The sequence below is a fragment of the Pantoea sp. CFCC18177 genome, from assembly GCF_059412425.1.
The window spans coordinates 1-20063 of the sequence record NZ_JBNBPL010000001.1 but is presented as its reverse complement, the minus strand read 5'-3'; the positions used below and the strand labels follow the sequence as shown (position 1 = coordinate 20063).

19 protein-coding genes are annotated in these 20063 nt (G+C 54.7%); 16 read left to right on the top strand and 3 right to left on the bottom strand.

All coding sequences use genetic code 11. The features are described 5' to 3' along the window. Positions 1-10: 10 nt before the first annotated feature. The 9 genes from ACPUC8_RS00095 to tatD all read left to right on the top strand — a co-directional run bounded on the left by ACPUC8_RS00095 (position 11) and on the right by tatD (position 8524). Positions 11-1291 carry a tetratricopeptide repeat protein gene (locus tag ACPUC8_RS00095; RefSeq protein WP_494925392.1) on the top strand — a complete coding sequence of 427 codons (1281 nt, stop codon included), beginning with the start codon at positions 11-13 and terminating at the stop codon, positions 1289-1291. Between the two features lie 115 nt (positions 1292-1406). After that, positions 1407-2918 (top strand): DNA recombination protein RmuC, encoded by a 1512-nt coding sequence (rmuC, locus tag ACPUC8_RS00090; RefSeq protein WP_494925391.1) that lies wholly within the window; start codon positions 1407-1409, stop codon positions 2916-2918. A gap of 75 nt (positions 2919-2993) precedes the next feature. Then, entirely contained in the window at positions 2994-3752 is a 759-nt protein-coding gene (ubiE, locus tag ACPUC8_RS00085) for a bifunctional demethylmenaquinone methyltransferase/2-methoxy-6-polyprenyl-1,4-benzoquinol methylase UbiE (protein ID WP_039329266.1), read from the top strand. A 6-nt stretch (positions 3753-3758) separates the two neighbouring features. Then, positions 3759-4364: a ubiquinone biosynthesis protein UbiJ gene (gene ubiJ / locus ACPUC8_RS00080; RefSeq protein ID WP_039329268.1), complete on the top strand. Its 606-nt coding sequence runs from the start codon at positions 3759-3761 to the stop codon at positions 4362-4364. Then, positions 4361-5998, top strand: coding sequence for a ubiquinone biosynthesis regulatory protein kinase UbiB (ubiB, locus tag ACPUC8_RS00075; protein WP_039329269.1), 1638 nt, complete (start codon positions 4361-4363; stop codon positions 5996-5998). The genes ubiJ and ubiB overlap by 4 nt, the downstream gene beginning before the upstream one ends. Positions 5999-6108: 110 nt before the next feature. After that, a complete protein-coding gene (tatA, locus tag ACPUC8_RS00070; protein WP_038643775.1) occupies positions 6109-6354 on the top strand; it encodes a Sec-independent protein translocase subunit TatA in 246 nt (81 codons plus the stop codon). Positions 6355-6363: 9 nt separating this feature from the next. Next, a complete protein-coding gene (gene tatB / locus ACPUC8_RS00065) occupies positions 6364-6894 on the top strand; it encodes a Sec-independent protein translocase protein TatB (RefSeq protein ID WP_039329271.1) in 531 nt (176 codons plus the stop codon). Between the two features lie 2 nt (positions 6895-6896). Continuing rightward, entirely contained in the window at positions 6897-7658 is a 762-nt protein-coding gene (gene tatC / locus ACPUC8_RS00060; protein ID WP_039329272.1) for a Sec-independent protein translocase subunit TatC, read from the top strand. A gap of 83 nt (positions 7659-7741) precedes the next feature. Further along, positions 7742-8524, top strand: a complete 783-nt coding sequence (gene tatD, locus ACPUC8_RS00055; protein WP_494925390.1) for a 3'-5' ssDNA/RNA exonuclease TatD — start codon at positions 7742-7744, stop codon at positions 8522-8524. On the opposite strand, the gene rfaH is transcribed toward tatD, so the two are convergent. After that, positions 8521-9009, bottom strand: coding sequence for a transcription/translation regulatory transformer protein RfaH (gene rfaH / locus ACPUC8_RS00050; protein WP_039329275.1), 489 nt, complete (start codon positions 9007-9009; stop codon positions 8521-8523). The two genes, tatD and rfaH, sit on opposite strands and share 4 nt — an antisense overlap. A 215-nt stretch (positions 9010-9224) precedes the next feature. Here rfaH and pepE point away from each other — a divergent pair, with 215 nt between their 5' ends. Genes pepE through fre form a run of 3 tightly spaced genes read left to right on the top strand, consistent with a single transcriptional unit; the run spans position 9225 to position 12222 of the window. Continuing rightward, positions 9225-9956 (top strand): dipeptidase PepE, encoded by a 732-nt coding sequence (pepE, locus tag ACPUC8_RS00045; protein WP_494925389.1) that lies wholly within the window; start codon positions 9225-9227, stop codon positions 9954-9956. A gap of 49 nt (positions 9957-10005) precedes the next feature. Further along, positions 10006-11490 carry a 4-hydroxy-3-polyprenylbenzoate decarboxylase gene (ubiD, locus tag ACPUC8_RS00040; RefSeq protein ID WP_039329276.1) on the top strand — a complete coding sequence of 495 codons (1485 nt, stop codon included), beginning with the start codon at positions 10006-10008 and terminating at the stop codon, positions 11488-11490. Positions 11491-11520: 30 nt separating this feature from the next. Then, positions 11521-12222 carry an NAD(P)H-flavin reductase gene (fre, locus tag ACPUC8_RS00035; RefSeq protein ID WP_039329278.1) on the top strand — a complete coding sequence of 234 codons (702 nt, stop codon included), beginning with the start codon at positions 11521-11523 and terminating at the stop codon, positions 12220-12222. 71 nt (positions 12223-12293) lie between these two features. Here fre and fadA read toward each other — a convergent pair whose 3' ends face one another. Together fadA and fadB are read right to left on the bottom strand one after the other, a co-directional pair. Then, the gene (fadA, locus tag ACPUC8_RS00030; RefSeq protein ID WP_039329296.1) at positions 12294-13457 is read right to left on the bottom strand and encodes an acetyl-CoA C-acyltransferase FadA; all 1164 of its coding nucleotides are present in this window, start codon (positions 13455-13457) and stop codon (positions 12294-12296) included. Positions 13458-13467: 10 nt separating this feature from the next. Then, entirely contained in the window at positions 13468-15651 is a 2184-nt protein-coding gene (gene fadB / locus ACPUC8_RS00025) for a fatty acid oxidation complex subunit alpha FadB (protein ID WP_494925388.1), read from the bottom strand. Positions 15652-15837: 186 nt separating this feature from the next. Between fadB and pepQ the strand changes: the two genes are divergently transcribed. From pepQ to hemG, 4 genes are read left to right on the top strand one after another with little or no spacing between them, the layout of a single operon-like run. Continuing rightward, a complete protein-coding gene (gene pepQ / locus ACPUC8_RS00020) occupies positions 15838-17169 on the top strand; it encodes a Xaa-Pro dipeptidase (protein WP_039329281.1) in 1332 nt (443 codons plus the stop codon). Beyond that, complete coding sequence (locus tag ACPUC8_RS00015) at positions 17169-17786, top strand: IMPACT family protein (RefSeq protein WP_039329282.1); 618 nt, start codon at positions 17169-17171, stop codon at positions 17784-17786. Before pepQ ends, ACPUC8_RS00015 begins: the two co-directional genes overlap by 1 nt. 26 nt (positions 17787-17812) lie before the next feature. Next, positions 17813-19264: a Trk system potassium transporter TrkH gene (gene trkH, locus ACPUC8_RS00010; RefSeq protein WP_039329284.1), complete on the top strand. Its 1452-nt coding sequence runs from the start codon at positions 17813-17815 to the stop codon at positions 19262-19264. 21 nt (positions 19265-19285) lie between these two features. After that, positions 19286-19822 (top strand): menaquinone-dependent protoporphyrinogen IX dehydrogenase, encoded by a 537-nt coding sequence (gene hemG / locus ACPUC8_RS00005; protein WP_039329285.1) that lies wholly within the window; start codon positions 19286-19288, stop codon positions 19820-19822. Positions 19823-20063: the final 241 nt, after the last annotated feature.

Sequence of the window (20063 nt, the reverse complement as noted above, 5' to 3'; positions counted from 1 at the left end):
AGAACAAACTATGCGCAAAACGGTTTCTGCTCCTCGTCCTGCCCTGGTAAACCCTGCCGCTGCGGCGCAATCACGTATTGAAGGCGTTGCAGCGCGTTTTCGTCAGGCCATGGCGGCCTCTGATTTTCCCGTTGCATGCCGGTGCTGTGAAGAAGTGCTGCGCGTCATGCCCCACAACATGCAGGTGCTGAGCGACTATGCACTAACGCTGATGCGGATCGGGGATTACAAAAAATCCTACAAGACCTATCAAAAAATCTACCAGGCGCCAGCCGCGCAGCGTGCGCAGGCTTCTGAAACCTGGCTCGACGGCTTAACTGAAGTGTGTGGATGGCTGGGAAAACCGGAAGAAGTGGCCCGTTATGGCCGGGAATCGCTGGAAAAATCAGATGCGATTTTCCGCCAAGGCAACAAGGTGGCTTTTCCTGTGGAAACACCACCGCCGTATAATCCTGGCAGTCCCAACGAAAACATCATCTCTTTCAGCCTGTATGGTGGGCAGCCGCGCTATTGCGAAACGCTGATCAAAAATATCGACGTCGCCCGCGAGCTGTATCCCAGCTGGATCTGCCGGGTTTATCTCGACGATAGCGTGCCGCCGCATGTCTGGCAGCGTCTGAAGCAGCCCAATACCCAGCTGGTGGATATGTCGCACGAGAAAACCATTTTCCCGACGCTATGGCGCTTCCTGGTAATGGATGACCCCAGCGTCAAACGCTATATCGTGCGTGACGCGGACTCTTTGCTCTCTGAACGTGAAGTGGCGGCAGTGGATGCCTGGCTTGCCTCGCCTTACTGGTTCCACCATATGCGCGACTATTTCACCCATACCGAACTACTGCTGGCGGGGATGTGGGGCGGCTGTCACGGCGTGTTCCACAACGTTGAGCAGCAGATGCGGGATTTTATTGCGCAGTACAGCGGCAGTGAACGTTTCACCGATCAGTATTTCCTCAAAGTGGCGCTGTGGCCGACGGTACGAGAAAGTGTGTTGAATCATGATGATCTGTTCCAGTTTCATCATGCACAGGCTTGGCCCGCGCATCTGCCGATTCGCTGGCAGACCGACCGCTTCCATGTTGGCAGTAATGCCGGATTTTCCAGCATGGCGGGTAAAGTCGAAAACATGATCGACGGCTGGCAGCAGGTTGAGCTGACCTGTGATGGGCAAAGCTGGCGCTATCCCGCCAAGGTCAAAGACAGCGAATGGATGCTGCCAATGCCATTTTTCCTGATTGATGCATGGAAAGCGGGGGAATTGACGGTAAAAGCACTGCCAGTCAGTGACTGAAGCCAGTCAATCAAGCCAACGCGCCTGCGACTCGAAACCGAAGGCGTAAATCGGTCTGGACATTAATACAGTAGCATTTTACCTTTTCCCCAGCGAATCGATCCGCGGGGGAATTATGGATCAGCAACTTATCATTAGCGGCGCGCTGGCGCTGGCCGGATTGGGTATTGGCTGGATACTGGCCCAATTGCGTGCCGGTCAGCAGCACGCCAGCTTCACCACCGAGCGGCGCCTGCTGGAAGAGGCGCAGCAGCGTCAGCAGCAACAGCATGAGCATCTGCAGCAGCAAATCCAGCAGCGCGAACAAGAGTTGCGCCAACTGCACGGTGCGCTCAGCGGAGCACAGGAAAGACTGCAACAGCTTGATTACTGGCGCGGTGAAAGCGAGCAGCTTAGCCGGGAGTTGCGTAATCAGCTGGAAGTGAACAGTGCGCAGGAAGCAGAATTGCGCGAAGTCACTATACGTCTGGAAGAGACGCGCTATGGCGCGGAGGAGAAGCAGCGCTTGCTGACCAACAGCGAGCAGCGTCTCAGCGCTCAGTTTGAAAATCTCGCCAATCGCATTTTTGAAAACAGCGGGCGCCGCGTTGACGAGCAAAATCGCCAAAGCCTCAACAGCCTGATCGGCCCGCTGCGCGAACAGCTGGATGGTTTTCGGCGTCAGGTACACGACAGCTTTGGCCAGGAAGCGCGTGAACGTCATACGCTGGCGCATGAAATCCGTCAGTTACAGCAGCTGAATGTGCAGATGGCACAGGAAGCGGTGAACCTGACCAAAGCATTAAAGGGCGATAACAAAATTCAGGGGAACTGGGGCGAAGTGGTACTGGCCCGGGTACTGGAAGCCTCAGGGCTGCGTGAAGGCCACGAGTATGAGACGCAGGTCAGCGTGCAGCTGGAGCAGCAGGGCAGGATGCAACCGGATGTCATCGTGCGGCTGCCGCAGGGCAAAGATGTGGTGATTGATGCCAAGATGACGTTGATCGCCTATGAACGCTATTTCAACGCGGAAGATGAAGCCACGCGCGAGCAGGCCATTCAGGAACACGTCAGCGCCATGCGTGGTCATATCCGCTTGCTGGGGCGAAAAGATTATCAACAATTGCCCGGTTTACGCTCTCTGGATTATGTGTTGATGTTTATTCCGGTTGAGCCGGCGTTCTTGTTAGCAATCGATCGCCAGCCAGAGCTGATCAGCGAAGCTCTGCAGCAAAATATCATGTTAGTCAGCCCAACAACCTTGCTGGTGGCGCTGCGTACCATCAACAACTTGTGGCGTTATGAGCATCAGAGCCGTAACGCCCAACGTATCGCCGACCGCGCAGCGCGGCTGTACGACAAGATGCGACTGTTTGTGGATGATATGAGTGGCATTGGCCACAACCTCGATAAAGCCCAGCAAAGTTATCAGCTGGCGATGAAGAAGCTGGCGGAAGGGCGCGGTAACCTGATTGCGCAAACTGAGGCTTTCCGAACGCTCGGCGTGGAGATCAAACGGCCGATTAATCCTCAGTTGGTAGAGCAAGCGCAGCCGGAGGAGGCGGACGAGGATTGGGCCGATGACAGTGAGCCCGATGAAAAGCCAGCAGATTCTTCACCTGCTTCGCTGCGCCGCATCAACGAATAGCACGGTGGTCACGTGCTCGCGTAGCGTGACTCTGATACACTTCGGCAAGAATTGTTTGTGGAACAGGTAAACCCGATGGCAGATGAATCACAGCAGGAAACTACTCATTTTGGCTTTAAGACCGTCGCGAAAAGCGAAAAGGCCGATAAAGTCGCGGACGTGTTTCATTCCGTAGCGGCAAAATATGACCTGATGAACGATCTGATGTCGTTTGGCATCCATCGTGTCTGGAAGCGTTTTACGATTGACAGCAGCGGCGTGCGCCGTGGTCAACGTGTATTGGATCTGGCCGGTGGCACCGGTGATTTAACGGCGAAATTCTCCCGCCTGGTGGGTGAAACCGGTCAGGTGGTGTTAGCGGACATCAACAGCTCGATGCTGAAAATGGGCCGTGAGAAGCTGCGCAACATGGGCGTGTCAGGCAACGTCAGCTATGTGCAGGCTAACGCTGAAGCATTGCCGTTCCCGGATAACTATTTCGATTGCATCACCATCTCGTTCGGCCTGCGTAACGTCACCGAAAAAGAGAAGGCGCTGGCATCGATGTTCCGCGTGCTGAAGCCGGGTGGTCGTCTGCTGGTGCTGGAGTTCTCTAAACCGGTGCTGGAACCGCTGAGCAAAGCCTACGATACCTATTCATTCCACATTTTGCCGCGTATCGGCCAACTGGTGGCGCAGGATGCGGAAAGCTATCGCTACCTGGCAGAATCCATTCGTATGCATCCCGATCAGGAAACCCTGAAAGCGATGATGAACGATGCCGGCTTTGAAAATACCACCTATTTCAACATGACCGGCGGTATTGTGGCGCTGCATCGCGGCTTTAAGTTCTGATTAATCATGACTTTTACCCCGATTATTACCGGCGGTCTTGAGACCGCCCTCAATCGTGTTCTCTATCGCGATCGTAGTTTGAAAGCTGCGCGCCAGCGTCTGGCGGGCAAAGTGTTAACGCTGCGCCTGCAAGAGCTGGATTTCCCGCTGGTGCTGGTGTTCAGCGAATCACAGCTGGATGTGCTGAGTGACTGGCAAGACAGCAGCGATTGCAGCGTCAGTCTGCGCTTGAGCACTCTGCCGAAGCTGCGCGATCGTCAGCAACTCACCAGCCTGATCCGCAGCGGTGAGCTGGACGTAGAAGGCGATCTGCAGGTGGTGCAGCAGTTTTCTGCATTGATGGATCTTGCTGAACTCGACCCAGCAGAGTATCTCGCACCCTGGATTGGCGATATTGCAGCGCAGGGCGTGAGCCAGGCTGCACAGCATGCGTTGAAATTCGTGCAGAAGCAGGTTACGCGTCGGCAGGACTATCTTGGCCAGGTATTGACTGAAGAGTGGCGTGTCGCGCCGGGCGCATTAGAACTTGCCTGGTTCTGCGAGGAGGTCGAAGCGATGGAACGTTCGCTTAATGCGTTTGAAACGCGTTTAGCACAGCTGGAGGCGAAATGACGCTGGGAGAAATTCGGCGCTTATACTTCATTATCAAGATCTTCCTTACCTACGGTCTTGATGAACTGATCCCCCACATGCGCATCACGTTGCCGCTGCGAATCTGGCGACGCTGTATTTTCTGGATCCCCAACAAACACAAAAATGATTCAACTGGCGTGCGCATTCGTCTGGCGATGGAGCAGCTCGGTCCGGTGTGGATCAAATTTGGTCAAATGCTCTCAACGCGCCGGGATCTCTTCCCACCTGCGATTGCCGATGAGTTGGCGGTATTGCAGGACCGAGTGGCCCCCTTTGATGGCCTGAAAGCGAAAGAGCAGATTGAGCGCTCGATTGGTGGCCCGGTAGAGACCTGGTTTGATGATTTTGACATTAAGCCGCTGGCTTCCGCTTCAATTGCGCAGGTGCACACCGCCACGTTGAAATCCAACGGTCGCGAAGTGGTGATCAAAGTGATCCGCCCTGACATCCTGCCGGTGATCAAAGCGGACATGAAGCTGATATATCGCATGGCGCGTTGGGTGCCGCGTCTGTTGCCGGATGGTCGTCGTCTGCGCCCGGTTGAAGTGGTGCGCGATTACGAAAAAACGCTGCTTGATGAACTCAATCTGCTGCGCGAAGCAGCGAATGCGATTCAGCTGCGTCGAAACTTTGAACAGAGCCACATGCTGTATGTGCCGGAAGTCTTCTCCGATTACTGCAGCGAATCCATGATGGTGATGGAGCGTATTTACGGCATCCCGATTTCCGATGTGGCGGCGCTGGAGCAGCATGGCGTCAATATGAAGATCCTGGCAGAACGCGGTGTGCAGGTGTTCTTCACCCAGGTTTTCCGCGACAGCTTCTTCCATGCCGACATGCATCCGGGCAACATCTTTGTCAGTTATGACCATCCTGAAGATCCGCAATATATCGGCATTGATTGCGGCATCGTCGGCTCGCTAAATAAAGAAGATAAACGTTATTTGGCAGAAAACTTTATCGCCTTCTTCAATCGTGACTACCGCAAAGTCGCCGAATTGCATGTGGATTCAGGCTGGGTACCGCCAGATACCAATGTCGAAGATTTCGAATTCGCTATCCGAACGGTGTGCGAACCGATTTTCGAGAAGCCACTGGCAGAGATCTCATTTGGACACGTGCTGTTGAACCTGTTCAACACCGCACGTCGCTTCAACATGGAAGTGCAGCCCCAGCTGGTGCTGTTGCAAAAAACCTTGCTGTATATCGAAGGCATTGGTCGTCAGCTTTATCCGCAGCTGGATTTGTGGAAAACCGCTAAGCCATTTCTTGAAGACTGGATTAAAGATCAGATTGGCATTCCGGCCATTTTGCGCGCAGTCAAAGACAAGGCGCCTTTCTGGGCTGAGAAGCTGCCTGAGTTGCCTGAATTGTTCTATGACAGCATGCGTCAGCATAAATTATTGCAGCACAGTGTCGATAAGCTGGTGAGCGACATGAACGCACAGCGCACGCGTCATCACAAGGCACGTTATCTGTTTGGGGTAGGGGCTACACTGTTATTAAGTGGCACCGCAGTGCTGTTAAGTCGACCCGACTGGGATTTCTTCCCCGCGCTTTTAATGGCCGCTGGCATCGTGACCTGGCTTATCGGCTGGCGTAAGACAAACTGATTGTCTGCCTGGTGCAAATCGCGTAATGTCGCAAGCTAAAGCCCGAATTCATACGGGCTTTCTGTGCGTTACATTCAATAGTTTTTCACAGAATATTAGAGGCATATCTCATGGGCGGTATCAGTATTTGGCAATTGTTAATCATTGCCGTCATTGTTGTACTTCTGTTCGGTACCAATAAACTTCGCAACCTGGGTTCGGATTTAGGTTCTTCCATTCGTGGCTTCAAAAAAGCCATGGGCGATGAAGACGATAAAAAGGATCAACCGAAAGAGCAGGACGCTGACTTCAACGCCAAAACTCTGGCAGACAAACAGCAAACCTCGGCGAGCAAAGACGACGCCCGAGACAAGTAAGGGTTAACTGTGTTCGATATTGGTTTTAGTGAACTGGTATTGGTGTTCGTTATTGGGCTGATCGTACTGGGCCCACAGCGATTACCGGTTGCGGTGAAAACCGTCGTGGGCTGGATTCGAGCGATTCGTTCCCTGGCTGCTAACGTGCAAAACGAACTGGCGCAGGAGCTGAAACTGCAGGAATTGCAGGACAGCCTGAAAAAAGTCGAAGAAGCAGGCCGCGGCTCGTTGTCGCCGGAGCTGAAAGAGTCCATGGAAGAACTGCGTAAAACTGCGGACTCGATGAAACGCTCTGTGCAGCAAAGTATCGATATCGAGAAAGCGGAAGATGAAGCCAACACCATTCATCAATCGCAGCCTGTTGCCGCGCAACCTGCTACCTCTCCTCAACCTGGGGTGACCCCGGCATCCGCAGAGCAGCAGGCCAGCGCACCGGCGCAGGCACCTCAACCTGTGACAACGGCGCCAGCGGAGACAGCGGCACCCGCCAGTGCTCCGCACAATACGACGCCGACACCCACCGTAAAAGATGAACGATAAACATGGCCGTTGAAGATACCCAACCGCTCATCAGCCACCTGATTGAGCTGCGTAAGCGTTTGTTGAACTGCATTATTGCGGTGTTTGCTATCTTTTTGTGCCTGGTCTACTTCGCTAACGACATCTACCACTTGGTGGCATCACCGCTGATCAGCCAAATGCCGGCCGGTGCCAGTATGATCGCCACTGATGTGGCATCACCGTTCTTTACTCCGATAAAGCTCACCATCATTGTTTCGGTCTTTCTTGCCGTGCCGGTGATCCTTTATCAGGTATGGGCATTTGTGGCGCCTGCGCTGTATCGCCATGAACGTAAGCTGGTCATGCCGTTGCTGTTCTCCAGTACGCTGCTGTTCTACGTGGGTGTGGCCTTTGCCTACTTCATCGTCTTCCCGCTGGCGTTTGGCTTCTTTGCCAAGACCGCACCGCAAGGTGTGACTATCGCGACCGATATCACCAACTACCTCGACTTCGTTATGACCATTTTCATGGCGTTTGGCGTGGCGTTTGAAGTCCCGATTGCGATTGTGCTGCTTTGCTGGACGGGTATTACCTCACCGGAAGATTTGAAAAAGAAACGTCCTTATATGCTGGTTGGCGCATTCGTGGTTGGAATGTTGCTCACACCGCCGGATGTTTTCTCGCAAACTTTGCTCGCTATTCCGATGTACTGCCTGTTTGAAGTCGGCGTATTCTTCTCCCGCTACTATGTGGGAAAAGGTCGCAAAGCGTCAGAGGACGAGGAACAGAACACTGAATCCTGATGTCTTTTGAGCAGGGCTTCCCGTCAGCGAGCGGGTGAATCAATCGAAACCGCCCTCTGGGCGGTTTTTATTTGGGAGAAAACATGTTTGATATCGGTGTAAACCTGACCAGCACGCAATTCGCAAAAGATCGCGAGCAGGTTGTGAAACGTGCGCGCGAAGCAGGCGTCACCGGCCTGTTAATTACCGGAACTAATGCCCTGGAGAGCCAACAGGCGCGCCAGTTAGCGGCACTGCATCCAGGTTACTGCTGGTCCACGGCCGGGGTGCATCCTCATCACGCCAGTGAATGGTCGGCAGAGACAGCGAATACGCTACGTCGTCTGGCCGAGAGCGAGCAGGTGGTGGCGATTGGGGAGTGCGGTCTCGATTTTAATCGCAACCTGGCCGCTCACGATCAACAAGAGTATGCGTTTGATGCACAGCTGGCGCTGGCGGCAGAATTGCAGTTGCCGGTATTTCTGCACTGTCGGGAAGCGCACGACCGTTTCGCGGCTGTGCTGGAGCCGTGGCTGCCAAAATTAGTGGGAGCAGTGGTGCATTGCTTTACGGGCACGCGCGAGGAACTGGAATCCTGCCTGGCTCTGGGCTTATCGGTGGGCATTACCGGCTGGGTGTGCGATGAACGGCGTGGCATGGAACTGCGTGAATTGTTACCGCTGATTCCCTCTGATCGTCTGTTGCTGGAAACCGACGCGCCGTATTTGCTCCCGCGCGATATGCATCCACGCCCCCCTTCACGCCGTAATGAACCCTGCTTCCTGCCGCATATTGTGCAGCAAGTGGCAAACTGGCGTGGGGAAGAGGAGGAAGCGTTAGGCTTACGGGTGGATAGCAACGCGCGCCAACTGTTTAAGCTGGCTTAGACCTTACGGAACTGTTTGTTGTCGACGCTGCGCATCACTTGCTTGTTCAGCAAATTCAGCAGTAACACTGAGCGGGTTTCGCCATCGGGTTCGGCAAAGATGGCGCGCAGCCCTTCAAAGGTGCCTTCGGTGATGATCACTTCATCACCGCTTTGTGGCGTTTCCGGGTCCAGCATAATTTGCGGCACATCGGTTTGCAGCGCTTCGATCACTTCACTGGATACGGTGGCCGGTTGCGCACCAAAGCGCACGAAGTGGCTGACGCCGCGCGTGCTGCTGATTGTGGTGGTGTGAATCGCTTCGGGGTCAAACTCGATAAACAGATAGTTTGGAAACAGCGGCTCACTCACCGTGGTGCGTTTGCCGCGCACAATCTTCTCCAGAGCGATCATTGGGCTGAGGCAATTCACCTCTTGCCGCTCAAGATGCTCTTTCGCGCGCAATAGCTGTCCACGTTTGCAATAGAGTAAGTACCAGGATTCCATAACTGCTCCCAAATATTGGACGCTAAGAATAACAAACCTGCTGTCAGAGTTATAGCGCATCGGCCAGCGGAAACGCGGCTGAGAAATAAAAATCACTACGAATTTTCCGATTGGTGCGGCTTATTAACGCTTTCTTGCAAGAAAATTGACGGCTGATGACCATCTGTATCAGACTCCCTCTCCATCTTTCGCATGAATTTGAAAAGGGCTGGCTGATGGAACTGTTCTTGTTGAGTAATGGCAAAGTGGCTGATGATGCGCCTTTGCTGAGCTACGCACACCCGCAACTGCACGCGATGATCGCGCAGCGGGGCATTACCTCGGCGGTGCTGGTGCCGTATGCCATCATTCGTGGTGATCACGCACAGCGCGCGCAAGACTTATCCGACTCTCTGGGTATTCAGGTGCGCACCGTGCACGAATTCTCTTCGCCGGTGGCGGCGATTGAACAGGCGGAGTTACTCCTGGTGAGCGGTGGCAATACCTGGTTCCTCAATCAGATGCTGCATGAACAAGGTCTGATTGTGGCGATTCAGCGTGCGGTACGTGAGCGTGATGTGCCTTACGTGGGCTGGAGCGCCGGTTGTAATGTCGCCACACCTTCGATCCGCACCACCAACGATATGCCGGTGCGCAGCAGCGTGGTGTTGCCTGCGTTGGGCTTGTTCCCGGTACAGATCAATCCGCACTATTTGGATGCGCACGTCAGTGGCCATATGGGCGAAACCCGTGACGAGCGTCTGGCCGAGTTCTGCGCGGTTAATCCGCATGAGTCGGTGATTGCGCTGCGTGAAGCCAGTTTCCTGCACGTGAGTGAAAACCGCCTGCGTTACTACAGCGCACGTGGTGAAGATTTTAAAGTTTTCCGTCATGGCGAGCCTGTCGCGGCGTATCACGATGTGCTGGCGATTCAATCGCTGGTGCCATTCTCCTGTCAGCCCGTTTAATGTTTGGGTATATACTTCCCGATTCACTTTGGCCGGAAGCTAACGCCGCATGAAATATCAGGATTTACGAGACTTCCTCGCGTTGCTTGAGCAGCGAGGCGAGCTAAAGCGCATCACTCAGGAAATCGATCCTGAGCTGGAGATGACTGAAATTGCCGATCGCACCCTCCGTGCGGGTGGCCCGGCACTGCTGTTTGAGAACCCTAAAGGGTACGACATGCCGGTGCTGTGTAATCTGTTCGGTACGCCAAAACGTGTGGCGATGGGCATGGGCCAGGAAGAGGTCAGTGCCCTGCGAGAAGTGGGTAAACTGCTGGCGTTCCTGAAAGAACCCGAGCCACCAAAAGGTTTCCGCGATCTGTTCGACAAGATGCCGCAGTTCAAGCAAGTGCTAAATATGCCGACCAAGCGTCTGCGTAATGCGCCGTGTCAGGAAGAGGTATTTAGCGGCGATGATGTCGATCTGTCGCGTATTCCGGTAATGAAATGCTGGCCGGGTGATGCGGCACCGCTGATCACCTGGGGCCTCACCGTGACGCGTGGACCGCACAAAGAGCGCCAGAACCTCGGCATCTATCGCCAGCAGGTGATCGGTAAGAATCGCGTTATCATGCGTTGGTTGTCCCATCGCGGCGGCGCACTGGATTTCCAGGAGTGGTGTAAAGCCCATCCCGGCGAGCGTTTCCCCGTCTCGGTAGCGCTGGGGGCCGATCCCGCGACGATTCTCGGTGCCGTGACGCCAGTGCCTGACACGCTGTCCGAATACGCTTTTGCCGGTTTACTGCGCGGCAACAAAACCGAAGTCGTGAAGTGCTTGTCCAACGACCTGGAAGTGCCGGCGAGTGCGGAAATCGTGCTGGAAGGTTATATCGAGCCTGGCGACATGGCACCTGAAGGCCCTTACGGCGATCACACGGGCTACTACAATGAAGTAGATAGTTTCCCGGTATTTACCGTGACGCACGTAACGCAGCGACGTAACCCGATTTATCACTCGACTTACACCGGTCGTCCACCGGATGAACCTGCGGTGTTAGGCGTTGCGCTGAATGAAGTGCTGGTGCCGATTCTGATCAAGCAGTTCCCGGAGATTGTTGATTTCTATCTGCCGCCTGAAGGCTGTTCTTATCGCCTCGCGGTGGTGACGATAAAGAAACAGTATGCCGGCCATGCCAAGCGCGTGATGTTTGGCGTCTGGTCTTTCCTGCGCCAGTTTATGTACACCAAGTTTGTGATTGTGTGCGATGACGATGTTAACGCACGCGACTGGAACGATGTGATTTGGGCCATTACGACACGTATGGATCCGGCGCGCGATACCGTGATGGTGGAGAACACGCCTATCGACTATCTTGATTTCGCCTCACCGGTTTCCGGTTTGGGCTCGAAGATGGGGCTCGATGCCACCAACAAGTGGCCTGGTGAAACCACCCGTGAGTGGGGGACGCCGATTGTCAAAGATCCGGCCGTCACCGCGCGCATTGACGCAATTTGGGATGAGTTAGCTATCTTTGCCGAGCCGCCGCAGCGCTAACGGCGGCCAGAACCATAAAAAAGGGCACCTATGACGACGTTAAGCTGCAAAGTCACTTCGGTTGAAGCGATTACGGATACGGTATTCCGCGTCCGATTGATTCCAGCAGCGGATTTCAGCTTCCGCGCGGGACAGTATCTGATGGTGGTAATGGATGAGCGTGACAAGCGCCCGTTTTCACTGGCTTCAACGCCGATGGAAAAGGACATCATCGAGCTGCACATCGGCGCATCTGACCTCAATCTCTATGCCATGGCGGTGATGGATCGCATCAAAAACGATCGTCAAATCACCGTGGACATGCCGCATGGCGATGCCTGGCTGCGAGAAGAGAGTGATCGCCCGATCATTTTGATTGCCGGTGGCACGGGTTTCTCTTATGCACGTTCCATTCTGCTGACGGCGCTGGCCCAGCAGCCAGAGCGCGATATCGCCATTTACTGGGGTGGACGTGAATTGATGCATCTCTACGATCTGGATGAGCTGAATGCGCTGGCGGTGAAGCATCCTAATCTGAAGGTGATCCCGGTCGTCGAGCAGCCAGCGGAAGGTTGGGAAGGTCGCAGTGGCACGGTGTTGACTGCCGTGATGCAGGATTACACGACCCTTAGCGAGCACGACATCTATATCGCTGGTCGTTTTGAGATGGCGAAGATTGCACGCGAGCGTTTCTGTGCGGAGCGCGGTGCGGTAGAAGCGCAGATGTTCGGCGATGCGTTTGCGTTTATCTAAAGTCATCAGCGTACGATAAATCACGCCGCTCACCCTGTAGCGGCGCGATTCATCGTGCTGATGGCAACTGATTAAACCCGTTCAAACACCGTCGCAATGCCCTGACCTAGACCAATGCACATGGTCGCCAGACCAAAGTGCGCATCACGGCGTTCCATCAGATTCAGCAGCGTGGTGCTGATTCGCGCGCCAGAGCATCCCAACGGATGGCCCAGAGCAATGGCGCCGCCGTTCAGATTCACTTTCTCATCCAACTGATCCAGCAGCCCCAAATCCTTAATGCACGGCAGCGTCTGCGCGGCAAAGGCTTCGTTAAGCTCAAACAGGTCGATATCTTGCACGCTTAATCCTGCCCGTTTCAGCGCCAGCTTACTGGCGGGAACCGGACCGTAACCCATGATGGAGGGATCGCAACCCACCACGGCCATGCTGCGAATGCGTGCACGTGGTGTCAGGCCGAGTTCTCTGGCACGGCTTTCGCTCATGATCAGCATCGCGGCAGCGCCGTCAGAGAGTGCAGAGGAGGTGCCCGCTGTCACAGTGCCGTTGACCGGATCGAATGCCGGACGCAGCGCGGCTAATCCTTCCAGCGTGGTATCTTCGCGGATCACTTCATCGATGTCATAGCGCTTCAGTACGCCATCCGCATCGTGGCCGTATGTGGGCACAATCTCACGTTTGAAGTCACCGCGCTGTGTAGCAGCCCAGGCGCGCTGATGCGAACGCAAGGCAAAGGCATCCTGCTGCTCACGTTTAATGTGGTGCATACGTGCCAGCATTTCAGCAGTTAATCCCATCATGCCCGCCGCTTTCGCAACGGTGCGGCCTAAGCCAGGATGGAAATCAACGCCGTGATTCATCGGCACATGGCCCATATGCTCGACGCCGCCGATCAGACAGCTGTGCGCATCGCCGACCATAATGGCGCGCGCGGCGTCGTGCAGTGCCTGCATCGATGAACCGCACAGACGATTGACGGTGCTGGCCGGGACGCGGTGAGGAATCTCCGCCAGCAACGCCGCGTTACGTGCAATGTTGAAGCCCTGTTCCAGCGTTTGCTGGACACAGCCCCAGATGATGTCGTCCAGCGCTGCGGGATCGACACCAGGATTGCGGCTCAGCAGTTCGCGCATCAGATGCGCAGAGAGATCTTCCGCGCGCACCTGACGAAACGCACCGCCTTTGGAACGGCCCATGGGTGTGCGTACCGCATCAACAATCACTACATTTTCCATTTTGTTCACCTCAGGCACTTTGCAGTGCTGCTTCGTCAATCGGTTGGGCCGCTGGATACCAGCTCTGATGCTGATGGGCTTTCTGTACTAACAGCTCGGGTATGGCATAGAGAGGGCCAAGCGCGGTGTAACGTTTAGCCTGATCGACCAGGTTGCTGGTGCTGAGCGTGTCCATGTAGCGGAAAGCGCCACCTCGGAAAGGAGGGAACCCCAGACCGTACACCAGTGCCATATCGGCTTCAGCGGGTGAGGCGATGATCTTCTCTTCCAGGCAACGCACCACTTCGTTGAGCATCGGCAGCATCATGCGGTTAGCGATGTCTTCATCGCTGAATACGCGTTTGGGTTCGCAAATCGGCTCCAGCAGGGCATCAACAGCCGGATCGGTTTTCTTCTGTGCTTTGCCTTTTTTGTCTTGCTCCCACTGATAGAAGCCCAGGCCGTTTTTCTGGCCGTAACGTTTCGCCTCGAACAGCACATCAATCGCGTCGCGGTAATCTTTCTGCATGCGAGAAGGGAAACCCTGCGCCATGACTTGTTGCGCGTGGTGAGCGGTATCAATACCCACCACATCCAGCAGCCAGGCCGGGCCCATTGGCCAGCCAAACTGTTTCTCCATCACTTTGTCGATTTGGCGGAAGTCAGCGCCATCACGCAGCAGCAGACTGAACGCGGCAAAGTAGGGGAACAGCACGCGGTTAACGAAAAAGCCGGGGCAATCATTTACCACAATCGGCGTTTTGCCCATTTTACTGGCCCAAGCCACCACTTTGCTGATCGTGGCTTCTGAAGTCTGCTCACCGCGAATCACTTCAACCAACGGCATGCGTGGCACGGGATTAAAGAAGTGCATGCCACAGAAATTCTCTGGGCGCTGCAACGACTGCGCCAAGTGGCTAATCGGAATGGTGGAGGTGTTGGAGGCGAGAATGGCATCGTCACGAAGATGCTGCTCAGTTTCGGCCAGCACTTTGGCTTTGATCTGCGGGTTTTCTACCACGGCTTCAACCACCACATCCGTCCGTTCAAATCCGGCGTAATCCAGCGTGGGCTGAATGGTGGTGAGTACGCTCGCCAGCTTAGCGCCGTCGATTTTACCGCGCTCCAGTTGCTTGTTCAGCAGTTTACTGGCTTCCGTCATGCCCAGCGTCAGCGCCTGTGGGTTGATATCTTTCATTTTCACCGGCACGCCTTTCCATGCCGACTGATAAGCAATGCCGCCGCCCATGATACCGGCACCCAATACCGCCGCTTGTTGCGGAGCACCGGCTGCACTGCTGTGTTTCTTCGCCAACCCTTTGACATACTGGTCATTGAGGAAGATGCCAACCAACGCGCGTGCCACATCGCTCTGCGCCAGCGGGACGAAGGCGGCCGTTTCCAGTTTCAGTGCATCATCACGGCCCAAACCCGCTGCGGCCTCAATGGTTTTCACTGCGGTGATCGGTGCGGGATAGTGCTTGCCTGCGGTTTGCATCACCATGCTTTTGGCAATGGTGAAGCTCATCGCCGCTTCAATCGGGCTGAGTTTCAAGGGGGCCAGTTTTGGTGCGCGGCGGGCCTGCCAACTGCCTTGTGCTATCGCATCTTGCAACACGGTGAGTGCGGCAGCGCGCAGTTTCTCGCTACTCACTACGGCATCGACCAGACCGAGTTTGAGTGCGCTGGTGCCATCAATATCTTTTCCGGCCGCAATGATTTCCAGTGCACTATCGGCACCCAGCAGGCGTGGCAAACGCACGCTGCCGCCGAATCCAGGCATGATACCCAGTTTCGTTTCTGGCAGGCCGATACGTGTGGTTGGTGTGGCAACACGGAAATCGGTTGCCAGCACGCACTCGCAGCCGCCGCCCAGCGCATAGCCATCAATCGCTGCCACGGTCGGGACGGGCAGTTCTTCCAGGCGATTAAAGATGCTATTGGCAAACGCCAGCCACTGGCTCAATTTCTCTTCTGGCGCATCAAACAGCGACAGGAATTCGGTGATGTCAGCACCGACAATAAACGCCGGTTTGGCCGACGTGAGCAGCAGGCCGCGCAGATCCGGCTGTTTTTCCAGCACGGCGAGGGCCTCGCCCAATGAAGCTACTGTTTTGGTGTCGAGTTTATTCACTGAACCGGGTGCATCAAACACCAACTCGGCGATGCCATCGTCGAGCCAGTGAACTGAAAGGGTATCGCCTTGGTAGAGCATGTCCGTCTCCTGAAACCGCGAAAGGTGATCTGGTCATACCAGATGAATGGGAGTGTGGGCGGCATGTTAATTTTTTGCAAACGAGTCTTTGCTTATTTGGTACGCCGATCACAGCGTGTGCAGCACGGCAACCCAGACGCGGCTGTGCTACACTGCCGCCAATTTCGCGACATCGGAGACAAGTCCATGGATTCACTGAAAACCCTGTATCACGCGCATATCAATACGCTGCAACAGCGGGCGCAACAGGTGCTGGCACGCTTTAAACTTGATGCCATGTTGATTCATTCTGGCGAGCTGTTGACCGTTTTTCTCGACGATCACGACTATCCGTTTAAAGTTAATCCGCAATTTAAAGCCTGGGTGCCGGTCACGCAGGTGCCCAACTGCTGGTTATGGATCGATGGCGTCAATAAACCCAAGTTGTGGTTCTACTCTCCGGTGGATTACTGGCATAACGTCGAGCCGTTACCTAATAGCTTCTGGACCCACGATGTGGATGTTATTGGCCTGAAAAATGCCGATGAGATTGCCCAGCTTCTGCCTGCTCAGCGCGATAATGTGGCTTACATTGGTCCGGTGCCATCGCGTGCCACGCAACTGGGTATCAATAGCGATCGTGTCAATCCCAAAGGCGTGATCGACTTCCTGCATTACCATCGCAGTATCAAAACTGAGTACGAGCTGGCCTGTATGCGTGAAGCGCAGAAGCTGGCCGTCGCGGGCCATCGTGCGGCGAAAGAGGCCTTTTTCTCGGGTATGAGCGAGTTTGATATCAACATCGCCTATCTGACGGCTACCGGTCATCGCGACACCGATGTGCCTTACGGCAACATCATCGCGCTCAACGAACACGCCGCCGTGCTGCATTACACCAAACTTGACCATCAGCCACCGGCGAAGCGCCACAGTTTCCTGATTGATGCAGGTGCAGAATACCTTGGCTATGCCGCTGATTTGACGCGCAGCTATGCGGCGCAAAGTAAGTCTCGCTATGCCGAAATGGTGGACGCGATGAATAAAGAAGAGCTGGCGCTGATTGCCACGCTGAAAGCCGGTGTGCGCTACACCGATTATCACCTGCAGATGCACCAGCGCATTGCGCGCCTGTTACTGAAGTTTGACTTGGTGAAGGGGCTGACCGAAGAGACGCTGGTGGCGGAAGATTTAACCGGTCCATTTATGCCGCACGGTCTTGGCCATCCGTTAGGCTTGCAGGTACATGACGTGGCGGGCTTTATGCAGGACGACAACGGCACGCATCTGGCTGCGCCAGCCCAGTATCCTTATTTGCGCTGCACCCGCGTGCTGGAGCCGGGCATGGTGCTGACCATCGAACCTGGCTTCTACATCATTGATTCGCTGCTGGCCGCGCTGCGCGGCGGCAAGTACAGCCAATACTTTGACTGGCAGGCGATTGACGCATTGAAACCGTACGGCGGTATTCGTATTGAGGATAATGTGGTGATTCACGCCAATCGTGTTGAAAATATGACGCGCGATCTGCATCTGGCCTAATGGATGCTTACGATATTCCCGCTGAGACCGTGAGCCTCAGCGAGGAAACCATCAAGAAGAGCCGCTTTATTACGTTGCTGGCGCATACCGATGGCGTTGAGGCGGCGCGGGCTTTTGTGCAGCAGGTGAAGCAGGAGCATCCCGCGGCCCGCCATCACTGCTGGGCGTGGGTCGCGGGTTCTCCGTCAGATTCGCAGCAACTGGGCTTCTCTGATGACGGAGAACCTTCAGGTACCGCAGGCAAACCTATGCTGGCCCAGTTGATGGGTAGCGGTGTCGGTGAAATTACCGCCGTGGTGGTGCGCTACTATGGCGGCATTATGCTGGGCACGGGTGGGCTGGTAAAAGCTTACGGTGGCGGCGTGCAACAGGGTCTGAAGCAGTTAGCGCGTCAACGTAAAGTGCCGATGCAATCTTTTACTCTGCAATGTGACTATGCCCAGTTGAGCGATATCGAGCGCTTGCTGCAACGTTTTGACGGCATCATCGAAGAGAGCCATTATCAGGATCGTATTGCGCTACGGTTAGCGCTGCCGCATCCACAGATTGATGGCTTTCGGCAAAACCTTTCTGATTACAGCCGGGGCGCGCTGACGCTGATCCCGCTGGACCATTAAAAGCATCTGTTAAAGGAAACGGCTGAATGCATTTTCGCGCCATTACCCGCATCGTGGGCCTGTTGGTGATTTTATTCTCGGTGACCATGATCCTGCCGGGGCTGGTGGCCTTAATTTACCGCGACGGTGCCGGACGCGCATTCAGCCAGACATTTATGATGGCGATTGTGATTGGATCGCTGTTGTGGTGGCCTAACCGCAAAAAGAAAACCGAACTCAAACCGCGTGAAGGTTTCCTGATTGTGGTGCTGTTCTGGACCGTGCTGGGCAGCGTGGGGGCCATGCCTTTTATCTTTGCCGAGCAGCCGCATTTGTCGGTGACTGATGCGTTCTTTGAGTCCTTTTCTGGCCTGACGACCACGGGTGCAACCACCTTAGTCGGGCTGGATACCTTGCCCAAAGCGATTCTGTTTTATCGTCAGATGCTGCAGTGGCTTGGCGGTATGGGGATCATCGTTTTGGCCGTCGCCATCCTGCCTATTCTGGGCGTCGGCGGTATGCAGTTGTATCGCGCTGAAATGCCAGGACCGCTGAAAGATAATAAAATGCGTCCGCGTATTGCTGAAACGGCTAAAACATTGTGGCTGATCTACGTCCTGCTGACCGTGGCGTGCGCGGTAGCGTTATGGCTGGCGGGGATGCCGGTGTTTGATGCTATCGGCCACAGTTTCTCCACCATCGCCATTGGTGGCTTCTCGACACATGATGCGAGTATCGGTTACTTCAATAGCCCCACTATTAATACCATCGTGGCGGTATTCCTGCTGATCTCGGGCTGTAACTATGGCCTGCATTTCTCTCTGTTAAGCGGGCGCAGCCTTAAAGTTTACTGGCGCGATCCCGAATTCCGCATGTTTATTGGCGTACAACTGACGTTAGTGCTGATCTGTACGATAGTGCTGTGGTTCCACAACGTCTACGCCAGCGGCTGGCAAACTCTGAATCAGGCGTTTTTCCAGGTGGTGTCGATGGCCACCACGGCAGGCTTTACTACTGACAGCATCGCACGTTGGCCGCTGTTCTTACCGGTGCTGCTGCTTTGCTCGGCTTTTATCGGTGGCATGGCGGGATCAACCGGTGGTGGTTTGAAAGTGATTCGTATCCTGCTGCTGTTTAAGCAGGGTTCACGTGAACTGAAGCGCCTGGTGCATCCTAACGCGGTTTACACCATCAAATTGGGCAATCGTGCACTGCCGGAACGCATTCTTGAAGCGGTATGGGGATTCTTCTCCGCTTACGCGCTGGTGTTTCTACTGAGTATGCTGGCGATTATTGCGACCGGCGTGGATGACTTCTCTGCTTTTGCGGCGGTGGCGGCAACGCTGAATAACCTCGGACCGGGGTTGGGGGTGGTGGCCGATAACTTCACTTCAATGAATGATGTCGCTAAGTGGATTTTGATTTTGACCATGCTGTTTGGCCGCCTTGAGGTGTTCACACTGCTGGTGCTGTTTACGCCGACTTTCTGGCGTGAATAAAAAGAGAAACAGGATTATTTGATGAAAGCATTAATTCTTTATTCCAGTCGCGATGGGCAAACCCGTGAGATCGCGGCACGTATGGCGCAGGCGTTAGCGCCACAGCAGCTGTGTGATGTGATTGACCTGCTTGAGGCTGAGAAGGTGGAGTGGTCACAGTATGATCGTGTGTTGATTGGCGCATCCATTCGTTACGGTCATTTCCATCCTGCATTGATTAAGTTTGTCTCGCAGCACAAGGCCGAGTTGCAGCAGCGTGTTAGCGGCTTCTTTAGCGTCAACCTGACGGCGCGTAAGGCAGAGAAGTGCACGCCTGTGACCAATGCGTATACTCGTAAGTTTCTGGAACAGTCACCGTGGCAGCCCGATTGCTGTGCTGTGTTTGCTGGCGCTCTGCGTTATCCACGTTATCGCTGGTTTGATCGCATCATGATTCAACTGATCATGCGTATGACTGGAGGTGAGACGGACACATCTAAAGAAGTGGAGTACACCGATTGGGATAAAGTCGCAGTTTTTGCCCAGGATTTTGCACAGTTACCAGGCAAATCGTTGTGAAATAGAGCGTTGTGGCTAAATTTAGGTCGAACGATCATTTTTTTGCAATAAACCCTTGTCAGCCAGAATTAACTCCCTATAATGCGCCACCACTGAGACGGCAAAGCGGCAAAGCGGCAACGCAGACGGCTCAGCAGGGTGTGAAGTGATTCACCCCGCCGGAGAAAAACGCTGAAAAAAGTGTTTGACTCTGAAGGAGGAAAGCGTAATATACGCCACCTCGCAACAGCAGCTTAAGGCG

Bases quoted from the DNA above. Each gene is read 5' to 3' on its own strand.
- ACPUC8_RS00095 (WP_494925392.1), top strand. From the start codon at position 11: ATGCGCAAAACGGTTTCTGCTCCTCGTCCTGCCCTGGTAAACCCTGCC.
- rmuC (WP_494925391.1), top strand. From the start codon at position 1,407: ATGGATCAGCAACTTATCATTAGCGGCGCGCTGGCGCTGGCCGGATTG.
- ubiE (WP_039329266.1), top strand. From the start codon at position 2,994: ATGGCAGATGAATCACAGCAGGAAACTACTCATTTTGGCTTTAAGACC.
- ubiJ (WP_039329268.1), top strand. From the start codon at position 3,759: ATGACTTTTACCCCGATTATTACCGGCGGTCTTGAGACCGCCCTCAAT.
- ubiB (WP_039329269.1), top strand. From the start codon at position 4,361: ATGACGCTGGGAGAAATTCGGCGCTTATACTTCATTATCAAGATCTTC.
- tatA (WP_038643775.1), top strand. From the start codon at position 6,109: ATGGGCGGTATCAGTATTTGGCAATTGTTAATCATTGCCGTCATTGTT.
- tatC (WP_039329272.1), top strand. From the start codon at position 6,897: ATGGCCGTTGAAGATACCCAACCGCTCATCAGCCACCTGATTGAGCTG.
- tatD (WP_494925390.1), top strand. From the start codon at position 7,742: ATGTTTGATATCGGTGTAAACCTGACCAGCACGCAATTCGCAAAAGAT.
- rfaH (WP_039329275.1), bottom strand. From the start codon at position 9,009: ATGGAATCCTGGTACTTACTCTATTGCAAACGTGGACAGCTATTGCGC.
- pepE (WP_494925389.1), top strand. From the start codon at position 9,225: ATGGAACTGTTCTTGTTGAGTAATGGCAAAGTGGCTGATGATGCGCCT.
- ubiD (WP_039329276.1), top strand. From the start codon at position 10,006: ATGAAATATCAGGATTTACGAGACTTCCTCGCGTTGCTTGAGCAGCGA.
- fre (WP_039329278.1), top strand. From the start codon at position 11,521: ATGACGACGTTAAGCTGCAAAGTCACTTCGGTTGAAGCGATTACGGAT.
- fadA (WP_039329296.1), bottom strand. From the start codon at position 13,457: ATGGAAAATGTAGTGATTGTTGATGCGGTACGCACACCCATGGGCCGT.
- fadB (WP_494925388.1), bottom strand. From the start codon at position 15,651: ATGCTCTACCAAGGCGATACCCTTTCAGTTCACTGGCTCGACGATGGC.
- pepQ (WP_039329281.1), top strand. From the start codon at position 15,838: ATGGATTCACTGAAAACCCTGTATCACGCGCATATCAATACGCTGCAA.
- ACPUC8_RS00015 (WP_039329282.1), top strand. From the start codon at position 17,169: ATGGATGCTTACGATATTCCCGCTGAGACCGTGAGCCTCAGCGAGGAA.
- trkH (WP_039329284.1), top strand. From the start codon at position 17,813: ATGCATTTTCGCGCCATTACCCGCATCGTGGGCCTGTTGGTGATTTTA.
- hemG (WP_039329285.1), top strand. From the start codon at position 19,286: ATGAAAGCATTAATTCTTTATTCCAGTCGCGATGGGCAAACCCGTGAG.